General features: G+C 71.5%; 12 protein-coding genes. 8 read left to right on the top strand and 4 right to left on the bottom strand.

The genetic code is table 11. The features are described 5' to 3' along the window. Positions 1 to 42 precede the first annotated feature (42 nt). On the top strand, positions 43 to 600 hold the full coding sequence (locus ACFLIM_RS21995; protein WP_393168219.1) for an RICIN domain-containing protein: 558 nt from the start codon (positions 43 to 45) through the stop codon (positions 598 to 600). 110 nt (positions 601 to 710) lie between these two features. Further along, positions 711 to 1,043, top strand: a complete 333-nt coding sequence (locus ACFLIM_RS22000; RefSeq protein ID WP_393168221.1) for an ArsR/SmtB family transcription factor — start codon at positions 711 to 713, stop codon at positions 1,041 to 1,043. 32 nt (positions 1,044 to 1,075) lie between these two features. On the opposite strand, the gene ACFLIM_RS22005 is transcribed toward ACFLIM_RS22000, so the two are convergent. Then, on the bottom strand, positions 1,076 to 4,054 hold the full coding sequence (locus ACFLIM_RS22005) for a helix-turn-helix transcriptional regulator (protein WP_393168222.1): 2,979 nt from the start codon (positions 4,052 to 4,054) through the stop codon (positions 1,076 to 1,078). A 249-nt stretch (positions 4,055 to 4,303) separates the two neighbouring features. Between ACFLIM_RS22005 and ACFLIM_RS22010 the strand changes: the two genes are divergently transcribed. The 3 genes from ACFLIM_RS22010 to ACFLIM_RS22020 all read left to right on the top strand — a co-directional run bounded on the left by ACFLIM_RS22010 (position 4,304) and on the right by ACFLIM_RS22020 (position 7,527). Further along, positions 4,304 to 4,837 carry an RICIN domain-containing protein gene (locus ACFLIM_RS22010; RefSeq protein WP_393168224.1) on the top strand — a complete coding sequence of 178 codons (534 nt, stop codon included), beginning with the start codon at positions 4,304 to 4,306 and terminating at the stop codon, positions 4,835 to 4,837. Positions 4,838 to 5,152: 315 nt separating this feature from the next. After that, a complete protein-coding gene (locus ACFLIM_RS22015; RefSeq protein WP_393168226.1) occupies positions 5,153 to 6,043 on the top strand; it encodes a TIGR03620 family F420-dependent LLM class oxidoreductase in 891 nt (296 codons plus the stop codon). A gap of 77 nt (positions 6,044 to 6,120) precedes the next feature. Continuing rightward, the gene (locus tag ACFLIM_RS22020) at positions 6,121 to 7,527 is read left to right on the top strand and encodes an alpha/beta hydrolase (RefSeq protein WP_393168228.1); all 1,407 of its coding nucleotides are present in this window, start codon (positions 6,121 to 6,123) and stop codon (positions 7,525 to 7,527) included. Between the two features lie 105 nt (positions 7,528 to 7,632). On the opposite strand, the gene ACFLIM_RS22025 is transcribed toward ACFLIM_RS22020, so the two are convergent. Genes ACFLIM_RS22025 through ACFLIM_RS22035 form a run of 3 tightly spaced genes read right to left on the bottom strand, consistent with a single transcriptional unit; the run spans position 7,633 to position 11,116 of the window. Next, positions 7,633 to 9,663, bottom strand: a complete 2,031-nt coding sequence (locus ACFLIM_RS22025; RefSeq protein WP_393168230.1) for a xanthine dehydrogenase family protein molybdopterin-binding subunit — start codon at positions 9,661 to 9,663, stop codon at positions 7,633 to 7,635. Next, positions 9,660 to 10,631, bottom strand: coding sequence for an FAD binding domain-containing protein (locus tag ACFLIM_RS22030; RefSeq protein WP_393168233.1), 972 nt, complete (start codon positions 10,629 to 10,631; stop codon positions 9,660 to 9,662). Before ACFLIM_RS22030 ends, ACFLIM_RS22025 begins: the two co-directional genes overlap by 4 nt. Next, entirely contained in the window at positions 10,628 to 11,116 is a 489-nt protein-coding gene (locus tag ACFLIM_RS22035; RefSeq protein WP_393168235.1) for a (2Fe-2S)-binding protein, read from the bottom strand. The genes ACFLIM_RS22030 and ACFLIM_RS22035 overlap by 4 nt, the downstream gene beginning before the upstream one ends. 125 nt (positions 11,117 to 11,241) lie before the next feature. Here ACFLIM_RS22035 and ACFLIM_RS22040 point away from each other — a divergent pair, with 125 nt between their 5' ends. The 3 genes from ACFLIM_RS22040 to recD2 all read left to right on the top strand — a co-directional run bounded on the left by ACFLIM_RS22040 (position 11,242) and on the right by recD2 (position 15,906). Continuing rightward, on the top strand, positions 11,242 to 12,387 hold the full coding sequence (locus ACFLIM_RS22040; RefSeq protein ID WP_393168237.1) for an acetate/propionate family kinase: 1,146 nt from the start codon (positions 11,242 to 11,244) through the stop codon (positions 12,385 to 12,387). Continuing rightward, positions 12,384 to 13,664: an erythromycin esterase family protein gene (locus tag ACFLIM_RS22045; protein WP_393168239.1), complete on the top strand. Its 1,281-nt coding sequence runs from the start codon at positions 12,384 to 12,386 to the stop codon at positions 13,662 to 13,664. Before ACFLIM_RS22040 ends, ACFLIM_RS22045 begins: the two co-directional genes overlap by 4 nt. Positions 13,665 to 13,776: 112 nt before the next feature. Continuing rightward, on the top strand, positions 13,777 to 15,906 hold the full coding sequence (gene recD2, locus ACFLIM_RS22050) for an SF1B family DNA helicase RecD2 (protein WP_393168241.1): 2,130 nt from the start codon (positions 13,777 to 13,779) through the stop codon (positions 15,904 to 15,906). Positions 15,907 to 16,026: the final 120 nt, after the last annotated feature.

Below are 16,026 nucleotides of genomic sequence, written 5' to 3' on the forward strand. Positions count from 1 at the left end.
GGCCGATCCTCTTCACAGACACGTCATGAGGAGTGATGTTCCGTGAAGTACGTGCTCGCAGCCGCCGCCCTCCTGCTCGCCCTCGTCGTGGCCGCCCCGGCGCACGCGGCGCCGCCGACCAGCCCGATCACCCCGCCACCCGGGAGCGTCGGCCCGTTCCAGATCCGGAATGTCTACAACAACCGCTGCCTGGACGCGCCCGCACAACCGGGCGGCGCGGCGGCCCCGAACGGCACGCGGCTCCAGCTGTGGGACTGCTACGGCCGCGGCCAGTGGAACCAGCAGTGGTACCTCCGCAAGGACCCGAGGAACAACAGGTTCCTGCTGATCAACGCGTGGGACGGCCAGTGCGTCGACGCCGTCTGGAACGGCGGCAACGGCACCTGGGTCGTCGCCTGGAACTGCTGGCACAACTTCGACAACCTCAACCAGCTCTGGTACGTCGGCCCGAACGACAACCCGACCGGCCCCATCTGGACGGCCAACGGCCGGGTGCTGGATCCGAAGCTGGAGAACATCGGCCCCAACGGCACCCCGATGCAGTTGTGGGACAACTGGAACGGCACCAGCCAGCAGTGGCGCCTGGTCTACTGGTACTGACCGCTCAGGCGGGGCGCTCGGTGTACAGGGTGCTCTTGAAGCTCAGCGCGCGCATCCTCGTTCATATCGAAGTAGTACGAAACGTCGGCAATGACCTCTATTCTGGGTCTATGGCGGAGACTGTGGTTTCACTGGAGTTCGACCTGGTCCGCGCGTTGCGGGCACTGGCGAACCCGATGCGACTGCAGCTGCTGTCGTGGTTGCGCGAGCCCGAGCGTCACTTCTCGCCGGAGGGCGCGATCGCCGACCCGGTCGAGGTGGGGGTGTGCGTGAGCCACATCCAGGCCAAGGCGGGGCTGGCCCAGTCGACGGTGTCGGCGTACATGGCCGAACTGCAGCGAGCGGGCCTGGTGCAGGCGACGCGCGTGGGCAAGTGGACCCACTACAAGCGCGATGAGCAGCGCATCGCCCAGCTCGTCGCGGTGCTCGGGCAGACGCTCTGAACGTCCCATAGGTTTCCGTCCATGGAGCCGGTTCAGGTGCCCTTGGCCGGGATCTGGACTCCGGCAAGCCGGTGGACCAGGGCGGCGGCCTCGACCCGGCCGGTCACGCCCAGCTTCGCGAGGATGTTGGACACGTGCACGCTCGCCGTCTTGGGGCTGATGAACAGCTCCGCCGCTATCTGGGCGTTGGACCGCCCGGCGGCGAGCAGGCCGAGGACCTCGCGCTCGCGCTCGGTCAAGCCGAACTGCGCCATCGGATCCGGCGGGGCGGGCGCCGGCTCCTCGGGCGCCTTGTCGGTGAGCACCAGCCGGGCCCGCCTGGCCAGGGCGTCGATCTCGCCGGACAGCGGCTCGGCGCCCAGTCCCGCGGCCAGCCGGTACGCCTCGGCGGCCGCCTGCACCGCTTCGCCGCGATCACCCGTGGCGCACTGCTGCTCCGCCAGCCGGAACAGGCAGTAGGCCAGCATGTACGGCTCAGCCGCGGCCCGCCAGGCCGTGACGGCGCCGCGCCACTCCTGGCTGGACGGGGGACCAGCCTGTGGGAGCCGGGTCTGCTCGGCTGTGATCGCCAGGGCGTACCCCCGGTCGGCGGGGGTGATCGGGGACAGCTCGCCGGCCATTGTGACCAGCCGTTCGACGACCTCGTCGGACGGGCCGGCCGCGCGCCTGTCGCGGGCCAGGATCGCGCGATCGATCCCGATCCTGATGCCCAGCCAGATGAGCGGCAGAGAGAAGCGGGCCAGATGGACGTGGCCGGGACGCGGGATCGCTCCCATGATCGTCGTCATGGAACCGTCCAGGTCGCCGGCCAGGCGCTGTGCCTCGGCCAGGTCGGCGGCCAGCGGTTGCAGGAACTGGAGCTCGTGGGAGTCGATCACCAGGGCCCGGGCCTGGGCGGCGATCCGGGCGGCCTCCTCGCCTTGCCCGCTCAGCACGGCGATATGCGCCGCCTGTACGAGCAGGGACGCGAAGAACAGGCCCTCCGGCTCGCTGCGTAGCGCCTGCACGATCGCCCGCCGCGCCTCTTGCCAGCGCCCCAGGCGCACCATGGACTCGATCACGTTCCCGGCCAGGTAAGCGCCGTAGGTGCGGACGCTGCCGGTGCGCCGGGCCAGCTCCAGGCCCGCGTTCGCGCTGTCGATCGCCTTCTGGTGGTGGCCGAACATCTCCAGCACGTCGCTGGAGTTGAGCCAGCCGCGCATCGCCGTCTCCACCGCGCCGATCCGCTCGGCCAGGCGCAGCCCCTCCAGCAGCGTGTCCAGGGCGGCCTCAGCCTTGCCTAGGAACGCCTGCGCCGAGCCCAGTGTGACGAGGGCCTCGGCCTGCTCGGTGCGCGCATCCACCGCCATGGCCACGGCCACCGCGCGTTCGGCGACGGCCGCCGCCTCGTCCATGGACCCCTCGCGCAGGTACGTCGCGGCGAGCGCGGTCAGCAGCGCCGCGTGGGCGTACTCCAGCGGCTCGGCGGGCAGCAGGTCGAGCGCCGCCCGCAGGATCGAGATGCTCTCGTCATGCTGTCCCAGGTCGAGCAGCGTGCGCCCGCTGCGCCACATGAGCAGTGCCCGCCGGGAGTGCGAGCCGCTCTCGCCCAGCTCGGCCAGCGCCTGGCCCACCAAGGAGCGTGACCGGTCCACCGATCCGGCCCGGTAGGCGGCGTCCCCGGCCGCCGTCAGCACCTCGATCAAATCGGTACCGGTCAGCGCGGCGGCGTCCGGCACCCGAGGCCAGATCTCCAGAGCCCGCTCCAGGTGCGTGAGCTGCTCGGCCGGCGCGTACATCGCCGACGCCTGGGCCGCTGCCAGCAGCGCGGGCAGCGCCGCGGGCAGGTCCAGCGCGGCCAGCCAGTGATGGGCCAGCGCTGCCGGCACCTCCGCCTGATCGGCGGCCAGATCGGGATTGGCCGACAGCGCCCGCGCGTACGCCACGTGCCAGCCGGCCCGCTCGCCGGGCAGCAGGTCGTGATAGACCGCGTCCCTGGCCAGGGCGTGCCGGAAGGCGTACCCCTGGCCGCCCTCGTCCACCAGCAGCAGATGGTTCTCCACGAGTTCGCGCAGCGCCTCGAACAGCGCGGCCGGCTCCATCCCGGCCACTGCCGCCAGCAGCCGCTCGGGCACCTGCCGCCCGGCCGCCGACGCCGCCCGGAGTAACCGCTGGGCCGCCGCCGAGCGGGCCTCGGCGCGGATCAGCAGCAGGTCGCGCAACATCGGGGACAGCCCCGCTGCATCGCCGCCGCCGTCGCGCACCACCTCCACCATCTCCTCGACCAGGAAGGCGTTCCCTTCGGAACGATCCAGGACCAGGTCGAGCGTGCCGGGGTCGGCGGGCCGGCCGAGGATGGCCGCGACCTGGGCGGCCACCTCGTCGCGGCGGAACCTGGTCAGTTCCAGGCGGCGTGCCTCGCGCATCCGCTCCCAGCCGCTCAGCAGCGGGCGCAGCGGATGCCTGCGGTGGATCTCGTCGGAGCGGTAGGTCCCCACCATCAGCACCGGGGCCTCGCGCAGGGTCCGTACCAGGTAGGTGAGCAGGCTCAGGGTGGTCTGATCGGCCCACTGCAGGTCCTCCAGGACCAGCATCAGCGGCCGGTCCGCGCTGAGCCGTTCGATCATCCCCAGCACCAGTTCGGGAAGGTGCGCGGCCTGATCGGCGGCCGTGCCGGGGATCGGTTCCAGGCTGGGCAGCACATGGGCCAGCGGGCCCCGGGCGGGCCCCAGCCACGCGTCCACCTGCTCCGGCGAGGCCGACCGGGTCAGCGCCCGCAACGCCTCGGCCAGCGGCGCCAGCGGCAGCCCTTCCGGGCCGAGCTCCACGCAGCGGCCGGTGAGGGCGCGAAGGCCGGACGTCTCGGCCAGCCGGATCGCCTCGTCGACCAGACGCGTCTTGCCGATGCCCGCTTCGCCACCGACCAGGACGAAACAGGCGCGTCCCGCCCGTACTCTGGACAGCTCGCTCGCCAGGGTCGCGAGCTCTTCCTGTCGTCCCACGAAGACCGGGCTGACCGCCATCGCGCGCATGCTCGCCACCCTCGCATCTGCCGACAATCCTGTACAGATCCGACGTACGGCAGACGCCGTAGGCAGGCTGCCGTACGAAGCGCGGCCGATGCCTTGGCAGCTCGCGGCTAGGGGGGAGTCCGTACAGATCTAAGGTACGGCCTAGGCCACGAATAAGGTTGTTGCCCGAAGTGCGGCCGGCTCCTTAGCGAATAACGTTCATTTCGCCACCCGGTAACTCGACCGGAAGAATTCGATAGGAGCCATAAAATGTTCAAGACCTCGCTCAAGAAGGCATCGACCATCGTGGCCGCCGGCGCCATTTCCGCCGCCGCAATGCTGGCCGGCACCGCCGGCACCGCCACCGCCGCCACCGCCGCCAGCGGCTTCAATGTCCGGCTCTCTCCGGTGTCCAACCCGTTCCTGTACTTGGACGTCGACGGGGCCTCCATGGGAGACGGCGCCAAGATCATCCAGTGGTCCTTGTCGGGCGACAATCAGGTCTGGCAGTTCCAGCCGGTCGGATCGCACTTCCAGATCGTCAACCGGCACAGCGGCAAGTGCATCACCAGCGACGGCGGCGCCTCCCATCAGCTCTACCAGTGGCGCTGCAAGGGCACCGACCTCCAGCTCTGGGACACCACCCTGAACCCGGGCAACTTGCTCGGTTACCCGATCAAGAACGTGGCCAGCGGCCTGTACATGGAGGTCCTCGGCGCGAGCGGCGCGCAGGGCGCGGCCATCGACACCTGGTACTACCACAACGGCTACAACCAGGCCTTCCTCGGCAGCTCGGCGGACTAGTACGCCGCCTCGAAATGCCGTGTTCCAAAACGCGGTCTACGGGCTTCGCAGGTATTCCGGCGAAGCCCGTTTCCTTTTCCCGGCCGTCGCCGGCCGGGCCGCCGGATTCTTTGACCGGCCGCGAAATATCGGAAGAATCGCCATGAACAGCTTTGTTTTTTCGCGGGGGGCTGGGTGCGGCCGGCGCGGTGGGCCCGGCCGATGGCCTGAGCGCGGTCGTCCAGGTGCCGCAGCAGCTCGCCGGGTTGCCTCTCATATCGTTAATCTACGATAGTCCGATATGTTCTGACGGCGACCTACATGAGGAGATGTCCGATGGGCAGCATCGATGGCCTGGATCTTGGCACGTTCGGGGTCTGGACCTTTGACTTCGAGTACCAGCCGGCCGCGCGGCTGCGCGCGTCGATTCAGGAGCTCGAGGAGCGGGGATGGCGGGCGTTCTGGATTCCCGAGCTCCTCGGGCGCGAGGCGCTGACGCACGCCGGCTATCTGCTCTCCTGCACCGAGCGGATGCACGTCATCAACGGCATCGCCCAGATCTGGTCGCGCGAGGCCCGGTGGACGTACGGCGCCGCCCTCCTCCTGGCCGACGCCTACCCCAACCGGCATGTGCTCGGCCTGGGATTCGGCGACGCGCGGCCGGGGACCAAGCCCATGGCGGCCATGATCGAGTATCTCGACGAGTTGGATGCGCTCAAGACGCCTAACCCCACGCCGAAGGCTCCGATGCACCGCCTCCTGGCCGCGTACGGACCGAAGATGCTCGAGCTGGCTCGCGACCGCGCTGCCGGCGCGCACGTCTATCACGTGAATGTGGGGCACACCGCGCAGGCGCGGGAGATCCTCGGGCCGGACGCGTTCCTGGGGGTCGAGCACGCGGTGCTGTTCGAGTCCGACCCTGGCAAGGCCCGTGCGATCGCGCGCGAGCACCTGCACCCGTACCTGAACACCAGGTACAACATCGCGAAGTTCCGCCGGCTGGGCTACGCGGAGGAGGAGCTCACCGACGGCGGCAGCGACCGCTTCGTCGACGACCTCGTGTTCTGGGGCGACCTGGACACCATCGCCGAGAAGCTCCACACCCATGTCGAGGCCGGCGCCGACCACGTCGGCGTGCAGGTGATCGGGATCGAGCCGGGCCGGTCCGCGATGCCGTACTGGCGCCTGCTCGGCGACGCGCTCCTGCCCCGGAGCGCCGGCGCCTGATCCGCGGGGCTTCTTGCAAGTGATCTATTCCAGCGCCCTTAAAGGGCGCCGCAAGGCTTGCCCTTCAGCGTTGCTTTATGCGACGTTTCATCACCATTATTTCGCCCGTCATCGCAGCCTTGATCACCGTAGCCGGTCTGGCCGGTACGGCGCGGGCCACGACGGCTGACCGGGTCACCGACTACTACGGGCAGCGGCTGGCCTGGTCAGGGTGCGGCAGCGGGTACGAATGCGCCAAGTTAAAGGTTCCACTGGACTATTCGAAGCCCGGTGGCAAGCAGATTAAGATCAGCATGGTTCGGCTCCGGGCGACCGGGAAGAAGATCGGGTCGATCGTGCTCAACTTCGGCGGCCCCGGCATGTCCGGTGTGGACTCGCTCAAGGCGAGCAAGGAGATCGTGTCGGCGTCCATTCGCCAGCGGTTCGACGTGGTCAGTTTCGATCCGCGCGGCGTGGGCGGGTCGTCGCCCGTGCGGTGCCTGGGCACGCTCGGGCTGGACGCGCTGTTCGCCACCGATCCGACGCCCGACACCCGTGCCGAGGTCAAGCTGGCCAGGCAGTGGAACAAGACCTTCGCCAAGGCGTGCGAGGCCAACGCGGGCACGGAACTGCTCGCGCACGTCGGCACGGGTGAGACCGCGCGCGACATGGACGTGATGCGGGCCGCGCTGGGTGAGCGGCGCCTGACGTACCTCGGCTGGTCGTACGGCACCTACCTCGGCGCCAGGTACGCCGACCTGTTCCCGGCCAGGATCCGCGCCATGGTGCTCGACGGCGCCGAGAACCCGAGCCAGACGGGCGCCGAGTTCGTCCAGTCCCAGGCCCTCGGCTTCCGGGTGGCGCAGGAGTCGTTCCTGCGCGACTGCTTCAAGGCCAAGGACTGCCCGTTCAAGAAGCACACGGTGGGCGCGGCGCTGAAGAAGCTCGAGGCGCTGTACAAGCGGGCCGACCGGGCCCCGCTGCGCAACGGTTACGACGGCCGCCAGGTCAGCGAGGCCGTGGTGCGCACCGGCGTGATGAGCGCGCTGTACTCGACGTCCTCCTGGCCGAGCCTGCGGCTGGCGCTGACCACGGCGTTCAAGGGCGACGGCGCGTACCTGCTGCAGCTCGCCGACGGGTACAACGGGCGGCGGCCCGACGGCAGCTACGCCAACCAGTACGAGGCGCTCACGGCCATCAGCTGCGTCGACCACCCCGAGTCGCGTTGCCCGTACTGGCCGGTCAAGGGCAAGAGGTTCACCAGGAAGGTGCACGCCAAGGGGTCGCCGCCGATCGTGGTGGTGGGCACGACCCGTGACCCCGCCACGCCGTACAAGCTGGCGCAGGCGCTGGCCGCGCAGTTGGACAAGGGCGTGCTGCTCACCAACGACGCCGACGGCCACACCGCGTACCGTGGCGGCTCGTCCTGCCTGGAGCGGCAGATCGACCGCTACCTGATCACGGCCAGGGCGCCGAAGCCCGGCGCCTGCGCCGCCAAGACCTGATCCCGGACGTCACCAGTCCCGCACCAGGGACTGGTGACGTTCGGGTCAACCGTGGCCGTGCCTGCGCGGCGGCGGTGGCCGCGCTGATCAGCGCCACGTAGAACACTAAAACCTCGGCATGAGGATCTTGGCGGGCGTGATCGGCAGGTCGCGCACGCGGTGGCCGGTGGCGTGGAACACGGCGTTGCCGATGGCGGCGGCCGTGCCGACGATGCCGATCTCGCCGATGCCCTTGCTGCCCATCGGGTTGAGGTCGTCGTCCTGCTCGTCCACCCAGACGGCCTCGACGCCCTCGACGTCGGCGCAGGCGGGGACGTGGTATTGCGCCAGGTCGCGCCGCAGGAAGCCGCCGGACTCCTCGTCGGTGTACGTCTCCTCCATCAGCGCCATCCCCAGGCCCATCGTCATGCCGCCGACGAACTGCGACCTGGCCAGCTCGGCGTCCAGGATGTGGCCGGCGGCGAACACGCCGAGCAGGCGCGGCACCCGTACCTCGCCGGTGACGGCGTTGACCCGCACCTCGGCGAACTGGGCGCCGAAGGCGTGCCGGGCGAGCTTCGCGTCCCCCTTGATCTCCTGCGTGGTGTCGGCGCGGCCCTCCTTGCCGTCGCGCTGGAGGTCCTCGCAGGCGCGTACGACCGCCGAGCCCCACGAGGCCGTGCCCATCGAGCCGCCGGCCAGGGGCGCGTCGGGCAGGTCGCTGTCGCCGAGCTCGACGTGCACCCGGTCGGGGGCGACGCCGAGCGTGCCGGCCGCGACCCGGGTGAGCACGGTACGCGCGCCGGTGCCGATGTCGGCGGCGGCCAGCCGGATGTGGAACTCGCCGTCCTGGACGGTGGCGACGGCCTTCGACGGGCTGCGCCTGGCCGGGTAGGTGGAGGCGGCCACCCCGGTGCCGACCAGCCACTCCCCGTCGCGCCTGACGCCCGGCTCGGGGTCGCGGCGGTCCCAGTCGAAGCGGCGGGCGCCCTCGCGCAGGCAGGCGACCAGGTTGCGGGAGCTGAACGGCAGGCCGCTGTCCGGCTCGGTCTCCGGGTCGTTGAGCACGCGCAGCTCGACCGGGTCCAGGCCGGTGGCGTAGGCCAGCTCGTCCATGGCGGACTCCAGCGCGTACATGCCGGGGCACTCCCCCGGGGCGCGCATCCACGACGGGGTGGCCACGTCCAGCCGGACCAACCGGTGCGCGGTGCGCAGCGCGGGCGTGCCGTACATGACGCGGGTCGGGGTCGTGGTCTGCTCGGCGTACTCCACCAGCGTGGAGCTCTGCTCGTACGCCACGTGCTCCAGCGCCGTGAGCCTGCCGTCGGCGTCCGCGCCCATCCGCAGCCGCTGGATCGTGGGCGTGCGGTAGCCGGTGACGTCGTACATCTGCTGCCTGGTCAGCACGACCTTGACCGGCCGGCCGACCGCCCTGGCGGCCATCGCGGCCAGCACGGCCTGCGGCCTGGTGGTGCCCTTGCAGCCGAAGCCGCCGCCGACGTGCCTGGACACCACCCGCACCCCGTCCGGCGGCAGGCCGAACGTCCTGGCGATGAGGTCGCGGCTGGCGGCGGCCCCCTGCGACGTCTCGTAGACCATCAGCCTGCCCACGTCGTCCCAGTAGGCCAGGGCGGCGTGCGGCTCCATCGGGTTGTTGTGCATGACCGGCGTGGTGTAGATGACGTCGATGGTGGTCGCGGCCCCGGCCAGCCCGGCCTCGACGTCCCCGTGCCCGGTGTCGGTGGGGAAGTCCGGGTTGACGTGATCGGGCCGGTAGAGGCCGGGGTGGTCGGCGCTGAGATGCACGTCGTGCGCCTGCGGCTCGTACTCGACGTGGACCGCCGCGGCGGCGGCGCGGGCATTCTCGTAGGTGTCGGCGACGACGGCGGCGACCAGCTGGCCGCGGTAGGCGACCTCGCGGCTCTGGAACAACGCCAGCTCGCCCTCGGCCCCCGCGCCCAGCTCGGGCGGGTCCTCGCCGGACAACACGGCCAGCACGCCGGGCATCGCGAGCGCCTCGCCGTCCTCGACGCGGGCGATGCGGCCCTTGGCCAGCCGCGACTGCACGGGGTAGGCGTAGATGACGCCCTCGACCGGGTATTCGGCGGCGTACGTGGCCAGCCCCGTGACCTTGACGCGGCCCTCGATGCGGTTCACGAGGCCAGCTCCTCCAGCGTGCGGACGATCAGATTGCGGGCCAGCGGCACCTTGAAGGCGTTGCGCGGCAGCGGGCGGGCCTGTTCGAGCTCGTCCTCGGCGGCGGCCAGGAACGCCTCGCCGGTCGCGGGGCCGCCGATCAGGGCCCGCTCGGCGCGTTCCGCCCGCCAGGGGGCGTGCGCCACGCCGCCGAGCGCGATGCGGCAGTCGCCGACCACGCCGTCGTCGCGGACGTCGAGCACGGCGGCGATGGACACGAGCGCGAACGCGAACGACGCCCGCTCGCGTACCTTGCGGTAGGCGGTGGCGCCGGGCGGCGGCGGGGGCAACTCCACAGCGGTGATCAGGTCGCCGGCCTCCAGCACGGTGTCCCGGTGCGGCAGGTCGCCCGGCAGGCGGTGCAGCCCGGGCATGGGGATGATGCGGTCGCCGCCGGGGCCCGTGACGTGCACCTCGGCGTCCAGCGCGGCCAGCGCGACCGCCATGTCCGACGGGTGGGTCGCCACACAGGAGTCCGAGCTGCCGAGGATGGCGAGGTTCGCGTGGTCGCCCTCGATCGCCGGGCAGCCGGAGCCGGGCCGCCGCTTGTTGCACGACCGGCTCACGTCCTGGAAATAGCCGCAGCGGGTGCGTTGCAGCAGGTTGCCGCCGACCGTCGCCATGTTCCTGACCTGCCCCGACGCGCCGGCCAGCACCGCGCGCGCCAGCATCGGGTAGCGGGCGCGCACCAGCGGGTCGGCCCCCAGGTCGCTGTTGCGCACGGCGGCGCCGATGCGGACCCGGTCGCGGACCGGCTCGATCGTGTTGAGCGGCAGGCGGCTGACGTCCACCAGCTGTTCCGGCTCGGCCACGCCCAGCCGCATGAGGTCCACCAGGTTGGTGCCGCCGCCCAGGTACATGGTGCCCGGCCGGAACCTGCTCACCGCGTCCGACGGGCTGCCCGCGCGGGCGTACTCGAACTGTTTCACCGCGCCACCTCGGCGATCGCGCTGACGATGTTGACGTACGCGCCGCATCTGCACAGGTTGCCGCTCATCCGCTCCCTGATCTCCTCGGGCGTCAGCTCCGGATCGACGACGAGGTCGCCGGTGACGGCGCTCGGCCCCGGTTCCCCCAGCATCCCGGCCGCCGAGCAGAGCTGCCCCGGCGTGCAGTAGCCGCACTGGAAGGCGTCGTGCTCGATGAACGCGGCCTGCAGCGGATGCAGGTCGTCCCCCTCGGCCAGCCCTTCGACGGTGGTCACCGCCGAGCCGTCCACCGCCACCGCCAGCGCCAGGCAGGAGTTGGCCCGCCGCCCGTCGATCAGGACCGTGCAGGCCCCGCACTGCCCGTGGTCGCAGCCCTTCTTGGCGCCGATCAGACCCAGCCGTTCGCGCAGCAGGTCGAGCAGCGACATCCGAGGGTCGGTGTCCACCGTATGGGGCACGCCGTTCACCTGCAGGGTGATGTTCATGGCGCACGACTACCCGACCATCCGACGGGACAACCTCTGAGGGCGGTAAAACCGGCCCGGCTGTTCATGCCCGTGCGTCCGTTTTGTGAAGACGGTGGCGGGTAGCCGGGCGACGGAGGAGGGGCATGAGCCGAGCAATGGACGAGCAGGTCACGGAGTCGGCGGCGATACTCACCGTCAACGCCGGCTCGTCGAGCCTGCGCCTCGACCTCGTGGAGGGCGGCAGCGTGCTGGACAGCGCACGCGCCGAGCGGGCCGTCGACCCGGGCTCCGCCGGAGAGGAGCTGTCGGCCTTCCTCGGCGGCCACTTCGGCCGCGACATCAGGGCCGTGGCGCACCGGCTGGTGCACGGCGGCGACCTCGTACGCGTTCCGGCCGTGGCCGACGACGAGACCGTCGCGGCGCTGCGGGGCGTGATCAGCCTGGCGCCGCTGCACCTGCCGCCGTCGCTGGCCCTGCTGGACGCCGCCCGCGAGCAGCTGCCCGCCGTGCCGCACGTGCTCTGCCCCGACACCGCCTTCCACGCGGGCCTGCCGGAGGAGGCCGCCGTCTACGCCCTGCCGCGCGACTGGCGCGAGCGGTACGGCCTGCGCCGCTACGGCTTCCACGGCCTGTCCTACGCCTGGGCCGTCGACCGGGTGGCGGAGCTGCTCGGCCGGCCGGTCACGGAGCTGGACCTGGTGCTGGCGCACCTGGGCGGAGGGTGCTCGGTGTGCGCCGTGGCGGGCGGGCGCAGCCTGGACACCTCGATGGGGTTCACACCGCTGGACGGCCTGCCCATGAGCCGGCGCTCGGGCAGCGTGGACCCGGGGATGCTGGTGTGGTTGTTGTCCGAGGGCCGCCTGTCGCTCGACGAGCTGGGCGACGGGCTCGAACGGCGTTCCGGGCTGCTCGGTCTGTCGGGCGGCCGCTCGGGCGACACGCGCGAGCTGGTCGCCGCCGAACGGGACGGGGACGCGGCCGCCGCGCTGGCGCTCGGCGTGTTCTGCCACCGGGTGAGCCGCGAGATCGCCGCCGCGGCCACCTCACTCGGGCGCGTCGACGCCCTCGTGTTCACCGGCGAGATCGGCTGGGACCAGCCCGAGGTGCGCGCGGCCGTGTGCCGCCGCCTCGGCCTGCTCGGCGTCGAACCCCCCGCGCACGGCAACCGCCACGACGACGGGCCGGTCAGCGCGTACGACGCCGCCGTCCCCGTCATGGTGGTCCAGGTACGGGAGGAGCTCCAGCTGGCCCGCGAATGCCTGCGGATGCTCGCGGAGGAGGACGAATGACGGATCTCGACGTACGGCGCGACGCGCTGCCGCTCACCGGGGTACAGGACCTCGACCCGCTGCTCGAACGCATCGGCGAGGCCAGTTTCGTGCTCGTCGGCGAGGCCAGCCACGGCACGCACGACTTCTACGCCTGGCGGGCGGAGCTCACCCGCCGGTTGATCGCCGAGAAGGGGTTCGGGTTCGTGGGGGTGGAGGGCGACTGGCCCGACTGCGAACGCGTGCACCGGGCCGTCACCTCCGACACCGACCCCTTCGAGGCGTTGTACGGCTTCCGCCGCTGGCCCACGTTCATGTGGGCGAACGAGGAGGTCGTCGAGTTCTGCCGCTGGCTGCGGCACTGGAACGCCGAGCGGGAGCCCGGCGAGCGCTGCGGCTTCCACGGCCTGGACGTCTACAGCCTGTGGGACTCCCTGCGCGCCGTGCACCGCTACGCCGCCGCCAACCTGCCGCGCCAGCTCGACGCGGTGATGGACGCCCTGTACTGCTTCGAGTCCTACGGCCACGACCCCCAGCAGTACGGCCTGGCCACCCGGCTCGTCCCGGACACGTGCGAGGACGAGGTGGTGAACCTGCTCGCCGCCGTGGCGCGAACGGCGCCCACCGACGAGAGCGGCCTCGGCGTGCGGCAGAACGCCGAGGTCGTGGCCGGGGCCGAACGCTACTACCGGGCCATGGTGCGCGGCGGCCCGGAATCCTGGAACGTCAGGGACGTCCACATGGCCGACACCATGGCCAGGCTCGCGGAGTTCCACGAGGCCAAGGGCGTCGTGTGGGCGCACAACACGCACATCGGCGACGCCCGCGCCACCGACATGGCCGCCGCGGGCATGACCAGCCTCGGGCAGCTCGCCCGCGAGCGGCACGGCGACGACACGGTGCTGGTGGGGTTCGGGACCTACCGGGGCACCGTGGTGGCGGGCGACCAGTGGGGCGCCCAGCACCACGTCATGCCGGTCCCGCCCGCGCGCCCCGCCTCACTGGAGGCGCTGCTGCACGAGGCCCTTCCCGGGCGCGAGTCCCTGTTCGTCTTCCCGCCCGCCGGTCTCCGGCCGGACTGGTACGACGAGCCGCTCGGGCACCGGGCGATCGGCGTGGTCTACCACCCGGAGCGGGAACGCCGGGGAAACTACGTGCCCACGGTCGTGGGCCGCCGCTACGACGCGTTCATCTGGCTGGACGAGACCAGGGCGCTGCATCCGCTGCACGGCGAACCCTGGGACGACACCGAACCCGAGACCTACGGTGGGCCGCGTTCAGCGGACCGCCGCAGGTAGCGGTTCCCGCACCTACGGTGGGCCGCGTTCAGCGGACCGCCGCAGGTAGCGGGAAGCGCCTACCCCACTGCCAGGTGACCGTTTGTCGGTGGCGGGTGGTTGGATCTCTGCTGTGGAGGCGTCGGTCGAGCAGCTCGTCTACGTCCGGGAGGACGAATACACCGTCGCGCGCATGAGCGCCGACGGCGTGGCCGACTTCGTGGCCACCGGGCGGGCCCTGGCCGGGGTGCAGCCGGGCGAGACGCTGGAGCTGTTCGGCGACTGGAGCCGGCATCCGCGCTACGGCCGGCGGTTCGCGGTGACCGGGTGCGAGCGGGTGACGCCGTCGTCGGTCCGGGCGATCCGGATCTACCTGGGGTCGGGGCTGGTCAGGGGGATCGGGCCGCGGCTGGCGTACGCGATCGTCGACCACTTCGGCGAGGCCACGCTCAAGGTGATCGACGGCGAGCCCCAGCGGCTCACCGAGGTCGTCAACATCGGGCCGCTGCGGCAGGCGCAGATCGTCGAAGCGTGGCGGGAGCAGAAGGCGATCGCCGCGCTGATGGTGACGCTGCAGGGGCTCGGGGTCAGCCCGCTGCTGGCGGCGAAGATCTACCAGGTGTTCGGGCAGGACGCCGACGAGGTGCTCGCCACCGACCCCTACCGGCTGATCGGGCGGGTCAGGGGGATCGCGTTCCGCATCGCCGACAGTATCGCGCTGCGGTCCGGGGTGCCCGAGCGCAGCCCGCAGCGGGTCAAGGCGGCGCTGCTCGACCGGCTGGATGCGGCGGGCAGCCGCGACGGGCACTGCTTCGTACCGGTGTCCGCGCTGGTCAGGGAGGCGGCGGAGCTGATCGAGCAGGACCAGGACCTGGTGCGGCCGATGGTCGACGCGCTCATCGCCGAGCGCCGCGTAGTGGTGGAGCTGGGCCCCGACCAGGCGGTGCCCGTCGCGTACGCCAAATACGTGCACAGCCGTGAGATGGCGCTCACCGCCGAGCTGACCCGGCTGACGCGGGCCCGTTCGACGTTGCCGCTGCGGTCCTTCCGCGAGGACCCCGAGCTGCACGACGACCAGCGCGCGGCCGTCAACATGGCCCTGACCAGCACCGTCTCGATCCTCACCGGCGGCCCTGGGGTCGGCAAGAGCCACACGGTGAAGGCCATCGCGACCACCGTCAGGGCGGCGGGCGGCACGGTGACGCTCACCGCGCCCACGGGCAAGGCGGCCAAGCGGCTGTCCGAGCTGACCGGGCTGCCCGCGATGACCGTGCACCGGATGCTGGCCCAGCAGCCCGACCCCGACCCGGAGACGCTGTTCGACGAGACGCCCTCCCAAGCCGACCTGATCGTGGTCGACGAGGCGTCCATGCTCGACCTGCACCTGGCCACCCGGCTCACCGCGGCCGTGCCCTCGGGCAGCCACCTGCTGCTCATCGGCGACAGCGACCAGCTCCCGAGCATCGGGCCCGGCGACGTCCTGGCCGACCTGCTGCGGGTGACGGCGATCCCGCGGGTCCAGCTCACCCACGTCTTCCGGCAGTCGGACGGCAGCGGCATCATCGACGCCGCCCACCGCATCCGCGCCGGCCGGATGCCGGTCAGGACGGCCGGCGGCGGGTTCTGGTTCGAGGAGCTCGACGATCCCGAGCAGGTGGCCCGGCGGGTCGCCCACCTCGCGATGGTCGCGATCCCGCGCAAGCAGAACGTCGAGCCCGACCAGGTGCAGGTGTTGTGCCCGATGCGCAAGGGCGAGACGGGCGCCACCGCGCTCGGGCGGCTGATCCAGGACCAGCTCAACCCGGCCGCCGACGACAAGGCCGAGCACTGGTCGGGGCCCACCGTCTTCCGGGTGGGCGACCGGGTCATGCCGATCCGCAACAACTACGACAAAGGCGTCTTCAACGGGGAGACCGGCACGGTGACGGCGGTCGCGCCGACCGAGCGCACGATCGAGATCCGCACCGATGACGGGGAGAGCGTGGAATACGGGTTCGACGAGCTCGACGACCTGACGCACGCCTACGCGATCAGCGTGCACCGGTCGCAGGGCAGCGAATACCCGTTCGTGGTCGCACCGATCGTGGCCGAGTCCGGGGGGATCATGTTGCGCCGCAAGCTGCTCTACACGCTGGTGACCAGGGCGAAGGCGTGGGTGGTGCTGGTGGGCCAGCGGGAGGCGCTGGAAATGGCGGTGCACCGGCTGGGGCACCGCAGGAACACCGGCCTCGCGCGGCGCCTGGCCCTGAGCATCGACGGCTAATGGGGCTTCGCCCCAGCCCGACGAGCCATGTGTGGCGGTCGAGGTAGTTGAAGTGACTCCGGTCGGAACAAGACGGTGACCGTGTGGTCCCGTAATTGACCGCCTACTGGCAGTGGTTGG

Source organism: Nonomuraea marmarensis (assembly GCF_043197025.1).
In the GTDB taxonomy this organism is placed as follows: domain Bacteria; phylum Actinomycetota; class Actinomycetes; order Streptosporangiales; family Streptosporangiaceae; genus Nonomuraea; species Nonomuraea marmarensis.

What these genes read in the sequence shown, in the direction of transcription:
- ACFLIM_RS22000 (WP_393168221.1), top strand. Translation starts at nt 711, where the DNA reads ATGGCGGAGACTGTGGTTTCACTGGAGTTCGACCTGGTCCGCGCGTTG.
- ACFLIM_RS22005 (WP_393168222.1), bottom strand. Translation starts at nt 4,054, where the DNA reads ATGCGCGCGATGGCGGTCAGCCCGGTCTTCGTGGGACGACAGGAAGAG.
- ACFLIM_RS22010 (WP_393168224.1), top strand. Translation starts at nt 4,304, where the DNA reads ATGTTCAAGACCTCGCTCAAGAAGGCATCGACCATCGTGGCCGCCGGC.
- ACFLIM_RS22015 (WP_393168226.1), top strand. Translation starts at nt 5,153, where the DNA reads ATGGGCAGCATCGATGGCCTGGATCTTGGCACGTTCGGGGTCTGGACC.
- ACFLIM_RS22020 (WP_393168228.1), top strand. Translation starts at nt 6,121, where the DNA reads ATGCGACGTTTCATCACCATTATTTCGCCCGTCATCGCAGCCTTGATC.
- ACFLIM_RS22035 (WP_393168235.1), bottom strand. Translation starts at nt 11,116, where the DNA reads ATGAACATCACCCTGCAGGTGAACGGCGTGCCCCATACGGTGGACACC.
- ACFLIM_RS22040 (WP_393168237.1), top strand. Translation starts at nt 11,242, where the DNA reads ATGAGCCGAGCAATGGACGAGCAGGTCACGGAGTCGGCGGCGATACTC.
- ACFLIM_RS22045 (WP_393168239.1), top strand. Translation starts at nt 12,384, where the DNA reads ATGACGGATCTCGACGTACGGCGCGACGCGCTGCCGCTCACCGGGGTA.